At 70.5% G+C, this 13,533-nt stretch carries 13 protein-coding genes and 2 pseudogenes; 11 read left to right on the top strand and 4 right to left on the bottom strand.

The window, feature by feature from the left end:
- Nucleotides 1-3: 3 nt before the first annotated feature.
- Nucleotides 4-873: an ABC transporter permease gene (locus tag ABT296_RS01945; protein WP_351922418.1), complete on the top strand. Its 870-nt coding sequence runs from the start codon at nt 4-6 to the stop codon at nt 871-873.
- A 58-nt stretch (nt 874-931) separates the two neighbouring features.
- Here the strand turns inward: ABT296_RS01945 and ABT296_RS01940 are convergent, their stop codons facing one another.
- Together ABT296_RS01940 and ABT296_RS01935 are read right to left on the bottom strand one after the other, a co-directional pair.
- Complete coding sequence (locus tag ABT296_RS01940; protein ID WP_351922417.1) at nt 932-2,320, bottom strand: aldehyde dehydrogenase family protein; 1,389 nt, start codon at nt 2,318-2,320, stop codon at nt 932-934.
- A gap of 42 nt (nt 2,321-2,362) precedes the next feature.
- Nucleotides 2,363-2,800, bottom strand: coding sequence for a MarR family winged helix-turn-helix transcriptional regulator (locus ABT296_RS01935; RefSeq protein ID WP_351922398.1), 438 nt, complete (start codon nt 2,798-2,800; stop codon nt 2,363-2,365).
- 78 nt (nt 2,801-2,878) lie between these two features.
- On the opposite strand from ABT296_RS01935, the gene ABT296_RS01930 reads away from it, so the two are divergent.
- The 8 genes from ABT296_RS01930 (at nt 2,879) to ABT296_RS01895 (ending at nt 10,084) form a co-directional block, all read left to right on the top strand.
- The gene (locus tag ABT296_RS01930) at nt 2,879-3,985 is read left to right on the top strand and encodes a substrate-binding domain-containing protein (RefSeq protein WP_351922397.1); all 1,107 of its coding nucleotides are present in this window, start codon (nt 2,879-2,881) and stop codon (nt 3,983-3,985) included.
- A gap of 375 nt (nt 3,986-4,360) precedes the next feature.
- A complete protein-coding gene (gene urtA / locus ABT296_RS01925; RefSeq protein WP_351922396.1) occupies nt 4,361-5,551 on the top strand; it encodes an urea ABC transporter substrate-binding protein in 1,191 nt (396 codons plus the stop codon).
- Between the two features lie 67 nt (nt 5,552-5,618).
- Nucleotides 5,619-6,515, top strand: a complete 897-nt coding sequence (gene urtB, locus ABT296_RS01920) for an urea ABC transporter permease subunit UrtB (RefSeq protein WP_351922395.1) — start codon at nt 5,619-5,621, stop codon at nt 6,513-6,515.
- The gene (gene urtC / locus ABT296_RS01915) at nt 6,512-7,594 is read left to right on the top strand and encodes an urea ABC transporter permease subunit UrtC (protein ID WP_351922394.1); all 1,083 of its coding nucleotides are present in this window, start codon (nt 6,512-6,514) and stop codon (nt 7,592-7,594) included. The genes urtB and urtC overlap by 4 nt, the downstream gene beginning before the upstream one ends.
- Complete coding sequence (gene urtD, locus ABT296_RS01910; RefSeq protein ID WP_351922393.1) at nt 7,591-8,355, top strand: urea ABC transporter ATP-binding protein UrtD; 765 nt, start codon at nt 7,591-7,593, stop codon at nt 8,353-8,355. The genes urtC and urtD overlap by 4 nt, the downstream gene beginning before the upstream one ends.
- Nucleotides 8,356-9,048 (top strand): urea ABC transporter ATP-binding subunit UrtE, encoded by a 693-nt coding sequence (urtE, locus tag ABT296_RS01905; RefSeq protein WP_351922392.1) that lies wholly within the window; start codon nt 8,356-8,358, stop codon nt 9,046-9,048.
- A 138-nt stretch (nt 9,049-9,186) separates the two neighbouring features.
- Nucleotides 9,187-9,627 (top strand): SPW repeat protein, encoded by a 441-nt coding sequence (locus ABT296_RS01900; protein ID WP_351922391.1) that lies wholly within the window; start codon nt 9,187-9,189, stop codon nt 9,625-9,627.
- Between the two features lie 193 nt (nt 9,628-9,820).
- A complete protein-coding gene (locus ABT296_RS01895) occupies nt 9,821-10,084 on the top strand; it encodes a GlsB/YeaQ/YmgE family stress response membrane protein (RefSeq protein WP_351922390.1) in 264 nt (87 codons plus the stop codon).
- Here the strand turns inward: ABT296_RS01895 and ABT296_RS01890 are convergent.
- Nucleotides 10,085-10,693 (bottom strand): annotated as a pseudogene (locus ABT296_RS01890) (Rossmann-fold NAD(P)-binding domain-containing protein); the annotation flags it as partial.
- A 178-nt stretch (nt 10,694-10,871) separates the two neighbouring features.
- Here ABT296_RS01890 and ABT296_RS01885 point away from each other — a divergent pair.
- The gene (locus tag ABT296_RS01885) at nt 10,872-12,464 is read left to right on the top strand and encodes an IS4 family transposase (protein ID WP_351922389.1); all 1,593 of its coding nucleotides are present in this window, start codon (nt 10,872-10,874) and stop codon (nt 12,462-12,464) included.
- 12 nt (nt 12,465-12,476) lie between these two features.
- Here ABT296_RS01885 and ABT296_RS01880 read toward each other — a convergent pair.
- Nucleotides 12,477-12,833, bottom strand: a pseudogene (locus tag ABT296_RS01880) (NAD(P)-binding domain-containing protein); the annotation flags it as partial.
- A gap of 153 nt (nt 12,834-12,986) precedes the next feature.
- Between ABT296_RS01880 and ABT296_RS01875 the strand changes: the two are divergent.
- The gene (locus ABT296_RS01875; RefSeq protein WP_351922388.1) at nt 12,987-13,472 is read left to right on the top strand and encodes a nucleoside deaminase; all 486 of its coding nucleotides are present in this window, start codon (nt 12,987-12,989) and stop codon (nt 13,470-13,472) included.
- The last annotated feature ends 61 nt before the right edge of the window (nt 13,473-13,533 follow it).

The following is a 13,533-nucleotide window of genomic DNA, read 5'->3' as shown; positions in this document are numbered from 1 at the left end:
GCCATGGCCAGCACTGACACCTCCGATCTCGCCGGGCTCGAAGCCGGCCTGGACGCCCTCGACACCGTCCAGACCAGCCGCACCCCCCTGCGCGAAACCCTCCTGCGCAAGGTCCTGCCCCCCGTCACGGCCGTCGCGCTCGTGCTCGCGGTGTGGCAGATCCTCGTCTGGGCGGAGGTCGCACCCGACTACAAGCTCCCCTCCCCCTCGGCGGTCTGGGACGAGGTGCACGCCGCGTGGGTGCAGGGGACGCTGCTCGACTACATCTGGACCAGCGTCTCGCGCGGCCTGCTCGGCTTCCTCCTCGCTCTGGCCATCGGCACGCCCCTCGGCCTGCTGGTCGCCCGGGTGAAGTTCGTCCGCGCCGCCATCGGACCCATCCTGTCCGGTCTTCAGTCCCTGCCGTCCGTCGCCTGGGTGCCGCCCGCGGTGATCTGGCTGGGCCTCAACGACTCGATGATGTACGCCGTCATCCTGCTCGGCGCGGTGCCCTCCATCGCCAACGGGCTGGTCTCGGGCATCGACCAGATCCCCCCGCTGTTCCTGCGCGCCGGACGCACCCTCGGCGCGACCGGTCTGAACAGCGCCCGGCACATCGTGATGCCGGCCGCGCTGCCGGGCTATCTGGCCGGTCTGAAGCAGGGCTGGGCGTTCTCCTGGCGCTCGCTGATGGCCGCCGAGATCATCGCCTCCTCCCCCGATCTCGGCGTCGGACTCGGGCAGTTGCTGGAGAACGGCCGCAACAACGCGAGCATGTCCCAGGTGTTCCTGGCGATCTTCCTGATCCTCCTCGTCGGCATCGCCATCGACCTGCTGATCTTCAGCCCGCTGGAACGGCGGGTGCTGCGCAGCCGCGGTCTGAGGACCAACTGAGCCCGCACCGACGACGGGCCGCACCTCTCCCCGGGGAGAGGTGCGGCCCGTCCGCGTGTCAGGCCAGCGGCTTCTCCAGCACCGCCTTGCGGTGGCTGAACGTCTCGATGGAGTAGCGGCCGTGGTAGTTGCCGATGCCGCTCTCCCCGACCCCGCCGAACGGCAGGTCGGAGACGGTGAGATGGGCGAGGGGCAGACCGTGGCCCAGGCCGCCGGAGGAGGTCTCGGCGGCGACGCGGTCCCGGGTCCCCTCCGAGGCGGAGAAGACGTACAGGGCAAGGGGCTTGTCCCGGTCGTTGATGAACTCGATCGCCTCGTCGAGCCCGGCGACGGTCACGACGGGGAGGATCGGGCCGAAGATCTCCTCGCGCATGACGGGCGAGGCGGGGTCGACGTCGGCCAGCACCGTGGGCGCGATGTACTTCGTGGCGCGGTCGCTGCCGCCGCCGACCACCGCGCGCCCCGAGTCGAGCAGCGCGGTCAGCCGGTCGAAGTGCCGTTCGTTGACGATCCGGCCGTACTCCCCCGAGGACGCCGGGTCGGTGCCGAACAGGGCCTCCACCGCGCGGACGAACTCGGCCTCCAGGGCCTTGGCGGTCGCCGGGTCGGTCAGGACGTAGTCGGGGGCCACGCAGGTCTGGCCGGCGTTGAGGAACTTGCCCGCGGCCAGCCGGTCGGCGACGACCGACAGGTCCGTGTCCCGGTCGACGAACGCCGGTGACTTGCCGCCCAGTTCCAGGGTGACCGGGGTCAGGTGCTCGGCCGCGGCCCGCATCACGACGCGGCCGACCGTGCCGTTGCCGGTGTAGAAGATGTGGTCGAAGCGCTCGGCGAGCAGGGCCGTGGTCTCCGGGATCCCGCCCTCGACGACCGCTACGGCCTCCGGGTCCAGATAGGCGGGCAGCAGCCGGGCCAGGACCGCCGAGGTGGCGGGGGCCAGCTCGCTGGGCTTGGCGACCACGGCGTTGCCGGCCGCGAGGGCGCCGAGGAGCGGCGTCAGCAGCAGTTGGACGGGATAGTTCCAGGGTGCGATGACCAGGACGACACCCAGCGGGTCGTACTGGGTCCAGGCGCGCGCGTCGGCACCGAGCCGGTCGGGGACCGGGGCCGGTTCGGGGCGCAGCCACTCGTCGAGGTGGTCGAGGGTGTGGTCGATCTCGCGGACGGTGAACCCGATCTCGGTGCGCCGGGCCTCCGTGGCGCTCTTGCCGAGGTCGGCGTGGAGCGCGGCGGCCAGGTCGTCGGTGTGCTCGGTGAGCAGGTCACGCAGCCGCCGCAGCTGGCTGACCCGCCACTCGACGGGCTTGGTGCGGCCGGTGCGGAAGGCGGCGCGCAGGCGCGCCACGGTGTCGGCTGGGTGGTTCACGGTGCCTCGCTGAGGGTGCGCGGGCCGACGACTACGACCCGGGACGGTTGCATGTAATTGCCAACTATCACCGTGCCCGATTTGATTCCCGCGACACCCTGATCACTTCGCGCGACGCGCCGGTCACACCCGGGTGGAGTCGTCGAGGGCGGTCGCGAGCCGGTCCAGCAGCCCGCGCAGCAGTTCGTCGTCGCCCTCGCCCAGGACGGGCCAGTCCGCGCGCACGGCCCGGTCGACCCGGCGCCAGTAGTCCGCGCCGCGCGGGGTGAGGTGTGCCAGGACGCGGCGCCGGTCCAGCGGGTCGACACGGCGGTGGACGAGGTTCTGGTCGACCAGGTGGTCGACGAGCTTGGTGAGCGTCGGCGGCGGCAGGAACGCCGCCTCCGCGACGGCCGTCATGTGATGGCCCTGCCCGTCGGAGAGCAGCGCGAGCACCCGCCAGGCGTCCGGCGAGCAGCCCTCCTCGTCGAGGGCCCGTTGCAGCCGGCGCGCGACCAGCCGCTCGGCGCGGGTCAGGAGCTGCACCAGATCACGGGACCGACGCGCGGATGAGGGTGGCATCGTGCTCCTAGGTCACGGGGTGCGTACATCGTATGAGACAGGCTGGAGTTCACCGGGCGGACCCGAAATCATGACGCCATGTTCCGGCACCGTTCCGCGCCGCCCGAGTGGGTCCCGGCCGACGACTCCGCGCTCGGGGTGGCACTGGTCTTCCCCCTCCAGGGGCCGGCGGGCCTCTTCGGGCCGACCTGCGAGCTGTGCGCCCGACTGGCCGCCGAGGAGGTCAACCGGGCGGGCGGGGTGCTCGGCCGGGAACTGCGCCTGGTGCCCGTCGACGGGGGCGGTACGCCCCGGGAGATCGCCGACCACGTGGAAGGGCTGGTGGACCTGGGCGTGGTGCAGGGCGTCACGGGCTGGCACATCTCCTCGGTGCGTCAGGCGCTGGCGCCGAGGATCGCCCATCGGGTGCCCTACGTCTACACCGCGCTGTACGAGGGCGGTGAGCACACCGCGGGGGTGTTCCTCACCAGCGAGACCCCGCGCGACCAACTCCGGCCCGCGATGGCCCTGTTGGCGCGCGAGCGGCGGGTGCGCCGCTGGTTCGTGGTCGGCAACGACTACGTCTGGCCGCGCCGTACGGCGCGGGCCGCGCACGGGTACGCCCGCGCGTGCGGCGGCACGGTCGAGGGGGAGGTGTATCTCCCGCTCGGCACCCATGACTTCGAGCCGGTGCTGCGGCACATCGAGCGCTCCGAGGCGGACGCCGTGCTGATGCTGCTGGTCGGCAGTGACGCGGTGCGCTTCAACCGGGCGTTCGCCGCGTCCGGACTGCCCGCCCGCTGTCTGCGGCTGAGCACGCTGATGGACGAGAACATGCTGATGGCGAGCGGCCCTTCGGCCACCGAGGACCTGTACAGCACCGCCGGGTTCTTCGCCTCGCTCGCCAACCAGGACACCCTCGACTTCCACGGCCGGTACGCCGGCCGCTACGGCGTTCAGGCGCCCGCACTGGGCAGCCTCGGCGAGTCCTGCTACGAGGGTGTGCTGCTGCTCGCCGCGCTGCTGAGGCGGGCGGGCACCCTCGACGTCACCGCCATCGGCGCGGCGGCCGACACCGTCTCCTACGAAGGGCCGCGCGGGCTCATGCATCTGAGGGGCCGTCATGTCCGGCAGCGGATCTACCTGGCCCGCGCCGAGGGGCTCGACTTCGACGTGCTGACCGAGCTGGACCTCCCCGCCCCTTGACAGTCCCCGGCGCCGTCAAGATACTTCCCACAGAAAGTAATTAGAATGCCTCGGGCGAATTGTGAATGCGTTTTCCAGGCGCATGTCGCGGAACGCCGGGGCGTTTTTTGTTGCCTTGGGGAAAGTAGCGCGAAACACCCCTGAAACAGGGGGACTTGAGTCTGTGGACCGCGCTTCAGGAGGTTGTCGTCCTCCATACCCGAGGGGGTAGTTCCTTTGTTCAGCGGTTCCAGCGGTTCCAGCCGTTCAAACGGTTTCAGCGGTCCCGGCGATTCCGATGCCTCCGGCGGTTTCGGGGCTTCCGGCGGTTTCGGTGCTTCTCGTGTACTCCGGCGGCGTCTCCTGGCCGGCGGCGCGGCGCTCACGGCGGCCGTGGTGCTCTCCGCGTGCGGCGCCAAGACCGACGAGGGCGGTGCGACGTCCGACAAGGCCGCGCAGGCCGACGTCAGCGGCGACACGGTCAAGGTCGGTCTGCTCAACTCGCTGTCCGGCACCATGGCGATCAGCGAGGTCACCGTACGTGACGCGGTCAAGCTGGCGATCGAGGAGATCAACGCCTCCGGCGGGGTGCTCGGCAAGAGGATCGAGCCGATCAGCGAGGACGGCGCCTCCGACTGGCCGACCTTCGCCGAGAAGGCCCAGAAGCTGATCCGGGAGGACCGGGTCGCGGCCACCTTCGGCTGCTGGACCTCCGCCAGCCGCAAGGCGGTCAAGCCGGTCTTCGAGAAGAACAAATCGCTGCTGTTCTACCCGGTGCAGTACGAGGGCCTGGAGCAGTCCCCGTACATCTTCTACACGGGCGCCACCACCAACCAGCAGATCGTGCCGGCACTGGACTACCTCAAGAGCAAGGGCCTGAAGAAGATCTACCTGGTCGGCAGCGACTACGTCTTCCCTCGCACCGCCAACAAGGAGATCAAGGCGTACGCCGACGCCAACGGCATGACGGTCCTCGGCGAGGACTACGCGCCGCTCGGCTCCACGGAGTTCAGCACGATCGCCAACAAGGTGAAGGCGTCGAAGGCGGACGCGGTCTTCAACACCCTCAACGGCGACTCCAACGTGGCCTTCTTCAAGGAGTACAAGTCCGCCGGACTGACCGCGAAGTCCATGCCGGTCGTCTCGGTGTCGATCGCCGAGGAGGAGGTCAAGTCGATCGGCACCCAGTACCTGGCGGGCCAGTTGACGGCGTGGAACTACTACCAGACCACCCCGGGCGCGGCGAACGAGAGGTTCGTGAAGGCGTACAAGGACGCCTACGGCCAGGACAAGCCGACCAGTGACCCGATGGAGGCCGCGTACACCTCGGTCTACCTGTGGAAGGCGATGGTGGAGAAGGCGAAGTCCTTCGACCCGGAGAAGGTCAAGGCCGCCTCCGACGGCATCACCTTCGACGCGCCCGAGGGCAAGGTCACCGTGGACGGCGCCACGCAGCACATCCACAAGACCGCCCGCATCGGCGAGATCGGCACCGACGGACTGATCGAGGAGGTGTGGAACTCCGGCGGGCCCGTCAAGCCGGACCCGTACCTCAAGGGCTACGACTGGGCCTCCGAACTCTCCTGACCGACCGTCACCGTCCGCTGGCCCGTCCCTTGGCGGGCCAGCGGCGTCCGTCCCCCGGAGCCGCCCCGTGACCGTGATCCTCGGTCAGACCTTCACCGGCATCAGCATCGGTGCCGTCCTGCTCCTCATCGCCCTCGGCCTCTCGCTCACCTTCGGCCAGATGAACGTCATCAACATGGCGCACGGCGAGTTCATCATGGCGGGCGCCTACACCACATTCGTCCTTCAGAAGTCCATTTCGAGCGCCGGAATTTCGCTGCTGGTCGCCCTTCCCGTCGCTTTTCTCGTCTCCGGTGCCCTCGGGGCCCTGCTCGAATGGCTGCTGATACGCCGGTTGTATCTGCGGCCGCTGGACACACTTCTCGTCACCTGGGGCGTCTCGCTGATGCTCCAGCAACTCGCCCGGGACATTTTCGGCGCGCCGAACGTGCAGACCCGGGCGCCCGACTGGCTCACCGGCAACATCACGGTCGTCGGCGGCGACGATCCGCTCACCTTCGCCAACAGCCGGCTGTTCATCCTCGCCCTGGCCGTCACGGCCGTCGTGGCCCTGTCACTGACGCTGCGGCTCACCCCGCTGGGCCGCCGGATCCGGGCCGTGGTGCAGAACCGCGACCTCGCCGAGGTGTCCGGGATCTCCACCTCGAAGGTCGACCGGACGGCGTTCTTCCTCGGCTCCGGACTCGCGGGCGTGGCCGGGGTCGCGCTCACCCTGGTGGGTCCGATCGGGCCGACGATGGGCACCAACGTCATCATCGACGCCTTCCTGGTGATCGTGGTCGGCGGGATCGGCCAGCTCAAGGGCACGGTGATCGTCGCCTTCGCACTCGGCGCACTCCAGTCGGTGCTGGAGTACTCCACCACCGTCAGCGTCGCCAAGGTGCTGGTCCTGGTGGCCATCGTCGCGTTCCTCCAGTGGCGCCCCCAGGGGCTGTACACGCTGCGCACCAGGAGTCTCGTATGAACCTGTTCAAGGGACGCTCCACGCGGGCCGCGGCCGGGTTCGCCGGGGCCGCTGCCCTGCTCTTCGCCGTCGCCCCGCTGGCCCTGTCGGACTTCCGGCTCGGGCTGCTCGCCAAGTACCTGTGCACGGCCATGGTCGCCGTCGGCATCTGTCTGGCCTGGGGCCGCGGCGGGCTGCTGACCCTCGGGCAGGGTGTGTTCTTCGGGCTCGGCGGCTACGCCATGGCGATGCATCTGAAGATCGCCGACGCGGGCCCGGGCAACCTGCCCGACTTCATGGCCCTGTACGGCACCGCCACCGAACTGCCCTGGTGGTGGCGGCCGTTCGGGAACCCGCTGTTCGCGCTCGCGGCGACCGTGCTGCTGCCGATGGCGGTCGCCGCGGTCCTCGGGTCGTTCGTCTTCAGGCGCCGGGTGAAGGGCGCCTACTTCGCCATCCTGAGCCAGGCGCTCGCCGCCGCCTTCGCGATCTGGCTGATCGGCCAGCAGGCCACCACCGGCGGCACCAACGGACTCACCGACATCCAGGGCTTCTTCGGCTACGACCTCGACGACCCGGTCAACCAGCGGATGGTGTACTTCGTCATCGCCGCCTGTCTGCTGGCCCTGATCGCCCTCGCCCGGCAGCTGATCCACAGCCGCTACGGCGAACTCCTGGTCGCGGTACGGGACTCCGAGGAGCGGGTGCGCTTCCTCGGGTACGACCCGGCGAACGTCAAGCTCGTCGCGTACGTGGTGGCGGCCGGGATGGCGGGGCTCGCGGGTGCGCTGTTCGTGCCGGCGGTCGGCATCATCTCGCCCGCGATGATCGGCATCGTGCCGTCGATCGAGTTCGTGATCGGCGCCGCCGTGGGCGGCCGGGCCTCCCTGGTGGGCGCGGTGCTCGGCGCGATCGGCGTGGCCTGGGCCAGGACGGCGCTGTCCGAGGAGTTCCCGGCCGCGTGGACCTACTTCCAGGGTCTGCTGTTCGTCGTCGCGCTGGCGTTCCTGCCGGGCGGGCTCGCCTCGCTCGCGGCGCTCCTGCGGCGGCGCAGGGCAGCCCGGCAGACCCCCGCCCTCTCCGTGGGAGAAGCAGCATGAGCGAACAGCCGGCAGGACTCGAGATTCGTCGACTGCGGGTCTCCTTCGACGGTTTCACCGCCGTGGACGGCGTGGACCTGGAGGTGCGTGCGGGAGATCTGCGGTTCCTGATCGGTCCGAACGGCGCCGGCAAGACGACCCTGGTCGACGCCGTCACCGGGCTGGTGCGGGCCGAGGGCTCGGTGCGGTTCGACGGGGCGGAGCTGCTCGGCCGGAGCGTGCACCGGATCGCCCGCTCGGGCATCGGGCGCACCTTCCAGACCGCCACCGTCTTCGAGGAGTTGACGGTCCTTCAGAACCTGGACATCGCGGCGGGCGCCGGACGCGGGATGTGGACCATGCTGCGGCGGCGCAGGTCGGTGCCGGAGCCCGTGGCGAGGGCGCTGGAGACGATCGGGCTCACCGAGCTGGCCGACTCCCCCGCCGGGACGCTCGCGCACGGCCAGAAGCAGTGGCTGGAGATCGGCATGCTGCTCGTGCAGGACGTACGGCTACTGCTCCTGGACGAGCCGGTCGCCGGGATGAGCCACGACGAACGGCAGGCCACCGGTGAGCTGCTGGAGCGGATCAGCGCGGAGCGGACCGTCGTCGTCATCGAGCACGACATGGACTTCATGCGCTCCTTCGCCCGCAGTGTGAGCGTGCTGCACGCGGGCCGGGTGCTCAGCGAGGGCACGGTCGCCGAGGTGCAGGCCGATCCGAGGGTGCAGGAGGTCTATCTGGGGCACGCACCCGCCGACGTCGCGGTACAGGAGGCGTAGATGCTGGAGATCGACGACATCCGGGTCGGCTACCACCGCAGCACGGTGCTGCACGGCGTGTCCGTGCGGGTGCCGAGGGACGGGGTCGCCGCGGTGCTGGGCCACAACGGCGCCGGCAAGAGCACCCTGCTGCGCGCCGCCGTAGGGCTGCTGACCCCGGTGCGCGGCAGTGTGCGGCTGGACGGGGAGGACATCACACGGCGCAGGCCGCACGAGCGGGTGGCGCGGGGCATGGCGTACGTGCCGCAGGGCCAGCAGTCGTTCCCGCAGCTGACCACCGCGGAGAACCTCCGGCTGGTCGCCGACGGCCGGCGGCGCGGGAAGGCGGCGACCGCGGAGGCGCTGGACCTCTTCCCGGCGCTGCGGGCCCTGTCGAACCGCAGGGCGGGTCTGCTCTCCGGCGGTCAGCGTCAGCAGCTGGCCATCGCCCGCGCCCTGGTCGGCGAGCCGCGGCTGCTGCTCCTGGACGAGCCGACCGAGGGGATCCAGCCCTCGGTGGTGGCCGAGATCGAGGAGACGATCCTGGCGCTGTCCGCGCGGGGCGGTCTGTCGGTGCTGCTGGTCGAGCAGCACGTCGGTTTCGCCATGCGGGCGGCGCAGCGGTACTGCGTGCTGGAGGCGGGCCGGGTCACCTCCGAGGGTGAGGGCGGGCAGGAGGCCGAGCGGACGGTGCGGGAGGCGCTGAGTGTGTAGGCGGAACACCCACAGGCCCTGCACATAACAGACAGGATCTACACATAAAGGTGAAATAAGGGCAGTATGTATATCAGCGGCGCTTTACCGCATACCGCACCAGTCGCGGTCAGGCCTGCGAGTCAAAGGAGACGAGTCATGGCCAACGTCTCGCCCACCAGAGGTGACATCACCAGCCATCCCGACGCACTGGAAATGCGCGAACGCTACGCCCGGATGCTCGGCGGTCGCGATGTGGCGCTCGTGGACGGACCGGTGTTCCTGCTCGGTCTGTACTGCGCCGTGTCGCCGTGGATCGTCCACTACACCACCAGCCAACCCGACCTCGTGCCGCACAACCTGGTGATCGGCATCGCCATCGCCCTGCTGGCCCTCGGGTTCACCCGGGCCCCCGAGCGCATGTACGGCCTGAGCTGGGCCATGTGCGCGCTGGGCGCTTGGATGATCGTCTCGCCGTGGATCGTCGGCGACAGCCCGGACGCGGGTGTCGTGTGGAACAACATCATCATCGGCACGCTGGCCGTGATTCTGGGGCTGGTGTGCGCGATGACGGCGGCGCGCAGCACGCGCAAGCCGTGACAGCCACGAAGTGAGGTCCGGGGAGACGGAGGAGGAGGCACCGGCCGGTCCGGGACGAACGGACCGGCCGGCGTCGCGCTTCCGGGCCGTTCGACCGGCGTGCGGGCGCACCGCCCGGCGCCGCACCCCTCGCGGGCATGTCCCCGCCCTCCCCGGGCATCCGGTTGGTGGGAACCGAGGAGAAGGGGTGGAGATGGAGATCTCAGGCATCATCAGCGCCGTCGTGATCGGCATCGTCATCGGTGTCCTGGGCCGGCTGGTGGTGCCCGGCCGTCAGCGCATCGGCATCCTGCTCACGATCGTCGTGGGCATCGTGGCCGCCCTGGTGGGGACGGCCCTGGCGGACGCGTTCGACGTCCGCTCGACCGACGGCCCCGACTGGATCGAGTGGCTCATCCAGATCGGCCTCGCCGCGCTCGGCGTCGCCGCGCTGGACCGTTCGAGGGCGCGTCGCTGATCACTGCTGCCGGCCGAGCTGTGCGGCGTACCACTCCACGGTGGCGTCGACGGTCTCGGCCAGCGGCGTGGGAGCGACCCCGAAGGCTCGCTCGAACGCCGAGGAGTCCACGATCTGGGGCTCGGTGTGCTGGTAGAACATCTCCGCGTACTCGGCCATGAACTCCTCGTCGAAGGGGCCGAAGGGGCGGGCCTCGGGCACGGGTACGAGGTTCAGCGGGCGGCCCGCCCGCTTCTCGATCAGGGCGAGGATCTCGCGGGTGCTGACGGCCGGCGCCGTCGGCAGGTGCCAGACGCGGCCGTCGCCCTCGGGCCGCTCGCCGAGGGTGGCGAGTCCCGCGGCGACGTCCCCGATGGCGGTGTAGCTGTGCGGCAGGTCGATGTCGCCGAGAGCCGGCAGCTCGCCGCCGGTCAGCGCGGCGGGGAAGACGGCCCCGCCGAGCGTGGAGTTGAGCACGCCGGGACCGACGAAGTCGGCCGACCGGCCCAGGACCACGCGCGCCCGTCCCTCGCGGTGCGCGTCGAGGTAGCGCCGGTCCAGTTCCGCGCGCATGCGCCCCTTGCGGGTGGTCGCCCGCCACGGGGTGTCCTCGGTCATCACCGCTCCCCCAAGGCCGGGTAGTTAGCGTTTCCGCAGGCCCTGCAAGGGCGTTGAGGGTTCGAGGCAAAAGCACAACGGAGCTCGTTGGTACAGGCAGTCGACCAAGACAGCTTGTACGTGAGGAGCTCCGTTGCGGGTTCATTCTGCCCTGCCGTCCGCGGTGACGGCCATCACTCGTACAGTGACCGTGGCTGCGGGCCGGTTCGCGCCGGGGCATCTGGGAGAGCTGACCGCCGTGGTGCCGTTCGAGCTCGTGGACGCGGTGTTGAAGGAGACGCGGACGGTGCAGCGGCGGCTACGTGATCTGCCGTCCCGGGTCGGGATGTACTTCCTGCTTGCAATGTGTCTGTTCCCCGAGGTCGGCTACCGGCTGGTCTGGGACAAGCTCACCATTGGCCTGGCCGGGATGCCTGTGGCCTCGCCGAGTTCGAAGGCCCTGCGGGACCTTCGTCGGCGGCTGGGGGCCGCGCCGGTGCGGTCGCTGTTCGAGGTGCTTGCTGGGCCGCTGGCCCGCCCGACCACACCGGGGGTGCTTTTCGGCGCTTACCGGACCGTGTCCTTCGACGGCTGCAGCTCGCTGCGGGCGCCCGATTCGCCCCGCAACCGGTCCTGGCTGCGGCGGACGGCCCATCACGGGTATCCCACGCTGGAGCTGATGACGCTGGTCGAGACAGGGACGAGGTCCCTGATCGGGGCGGTGTTCGGTCCCACCGATGAGGGCGAGACCGCCTACGCCTGCCGACTGCTGCACCTGCTGAGGCCGGACATGCTGGTGCTGTGGGACAAGGGCTTCGACGCCAACGCCTTCCTCGCCCGGGCGACCGCGACCGGCGCAAAGGTACTGGGCCGACTCCGCAGCAACCGGCGCACCCCGGTCCTGGCCCGTCTCGACGACGGCTCCTATCTGTCGGTGATCGGCACCGTCAACGTCCGGGTCATTGATGCCGAGGTCACGGTGACCTGCGCCGACGGTACCGTCTTCGCCGGCTCATACCGGCTGGTCACCACCTTGACCAACGCCCGTCGGCACCCCGCGACAGTGCTGATCAACCTCTACCACGAGCGCTGGGAGAACGAGAGCGCGTACTACGCACTCCGCCACACGATCATGGCCGGCCGGACCCTCCGCTCGAACGACCCCGCCGGCCTCGAGCAGGAGATGTGGGCCCTGCTCACGCTCTACCAGGCCCTACGGGCCGTGATGGTCGAGGCCGCCGAGTCCGTCCGCGGCACCGACCCCGATCGCTGCTGTTTCACCGTGGCACTCCAGACCGCTCGCGACCAGGTCGTCCAGGCCGCCGGGATCGTTCCCGACGAGCACGGATGCCTCGGACTGATCGGCCGCCGGGTGCTGGCCCGCCTTCTTGCGCCCCGCCGCCACCGGACCAGCACCCGCAAGGTCAAGTCGCCGATGTCCCGCTACAGCGAGCGACGCGACGACGGCCGTCCAGATCGCAGCCCCACCATCACCGACCTCGCCGTCACCGTCCTCGAACCCGGCCCCGAACAGCCGCCTTTGCCCACGACCTCCCGAGACGACCGTTACACCGTCCCGGCCCAGCGCCGACGCCATCGCGTCCTCGCCCTGCTGCAGGACGACCCGACCCGCCTGTGGAGACCCGCGGAGATCGCCGCCCACTTCGGCGACATCACCCTGCACACCATGTACCGGCAGCTGTCCCGATGGGCCGCCACCGGGCTCATCCACAAACTCGGACCGGGCCTCTACGCAGCCACAGCCTGGATCTCAACCCCCTTGCCACCAGCACAAACAGGCTAACTACCCGGCCTTGACCGCTCCCCCGGTCTCGCCGTACGGGTAGAGGGTGTCGAGCACCACCAGACGCGCGCCGGCGGCCTCCACAGCGGCCAGGACGGCCTGCTGGATCCGGGGCATCACCTCGACCTGGAGGTGGTAGCCGACGTTGACGCAGTGGTGGACCACCGCGGCTCCGGCGACGGCCGCCTTCGCCCCGTCGGCCGTGGCGACATCGGCGGCGAACCGTTCGGCCCCGGCGGGCGCGGGCCCCTCACCCCTGCGATCCACGAGCCGTACCGGGTGCCCCCTGCGCACCAGTTCGGCGGCGAGCGCGGTCCCGGCGGGCCCGGAGCCGAGGACGACGTGGAGGGACTGGGCGGGAGCGGTCATGGCTGACCCCTTCTCGGGACGAGTGACTGCGAGTCATTGCCAGGTTCGTTAGAGACTATAACTCTCGCGAGATCCTGTAGCAATGAGGGCCGGGCGTAGGGTGCGGGGGAAGATCACCGAGCGGGACCACCGAGCGAGAAGGGGCCGTACACCATGGCCGTGAAGGACTCCGAACTGCCTTACCTGCGCCGCTGCGTGGAGCTGGCGGCCGAGGCGCTGGACGCCGGCGACGAGCCGTTCGGATCGGTGCTCGTTTCGGCCGACGGGACCGTCCTCGCCGAGGACCACAACCGGGTCGCCTCCGGGGACCGCACCCGCCACCCCGAGTTCGAACTGGCCCGCTGGGCGGCCGCGCACCTCACTCCCGAGGAGCGGGCCGCGGCCACCGTGTACACCTCCGGCGAGCACTGCCCCATGTGCGCGGCCGCGCACGCCTGGGTGGGCCTGGGCCGCATCGTGTACGCCGCCTCCACCGAGCAGCTCACCGGCTGGCTGACCGAACTGGGCGTACCCGCCGCTCCGGTACGGGCACTGCCGGTCAACGACATCGCGCCCGGCGTGACGGTGGAGGGCCCGGCGCCCGAACTGACCGCGCGGGTGCGGGCGCTGCACGTCCGCTTCCACGAGGGGCGGCACTGACCGGGCGTACCCCCGCCGAGATGCACGGGCCGACCGGCGCTGCCTAAGATCGGTAAAGGCC

Source organism: Streptomyces sp. NPDC000983, assembly GCF_040299205.1.
Lineage (GTDB): Bacteria > Actinomycetota > Actinomycetes > Streptomycetales > Streptomycetaceae > Streptomyces.
This window is presented reverse-complemented; position numbering and strand designations above follow the sequence as displayed.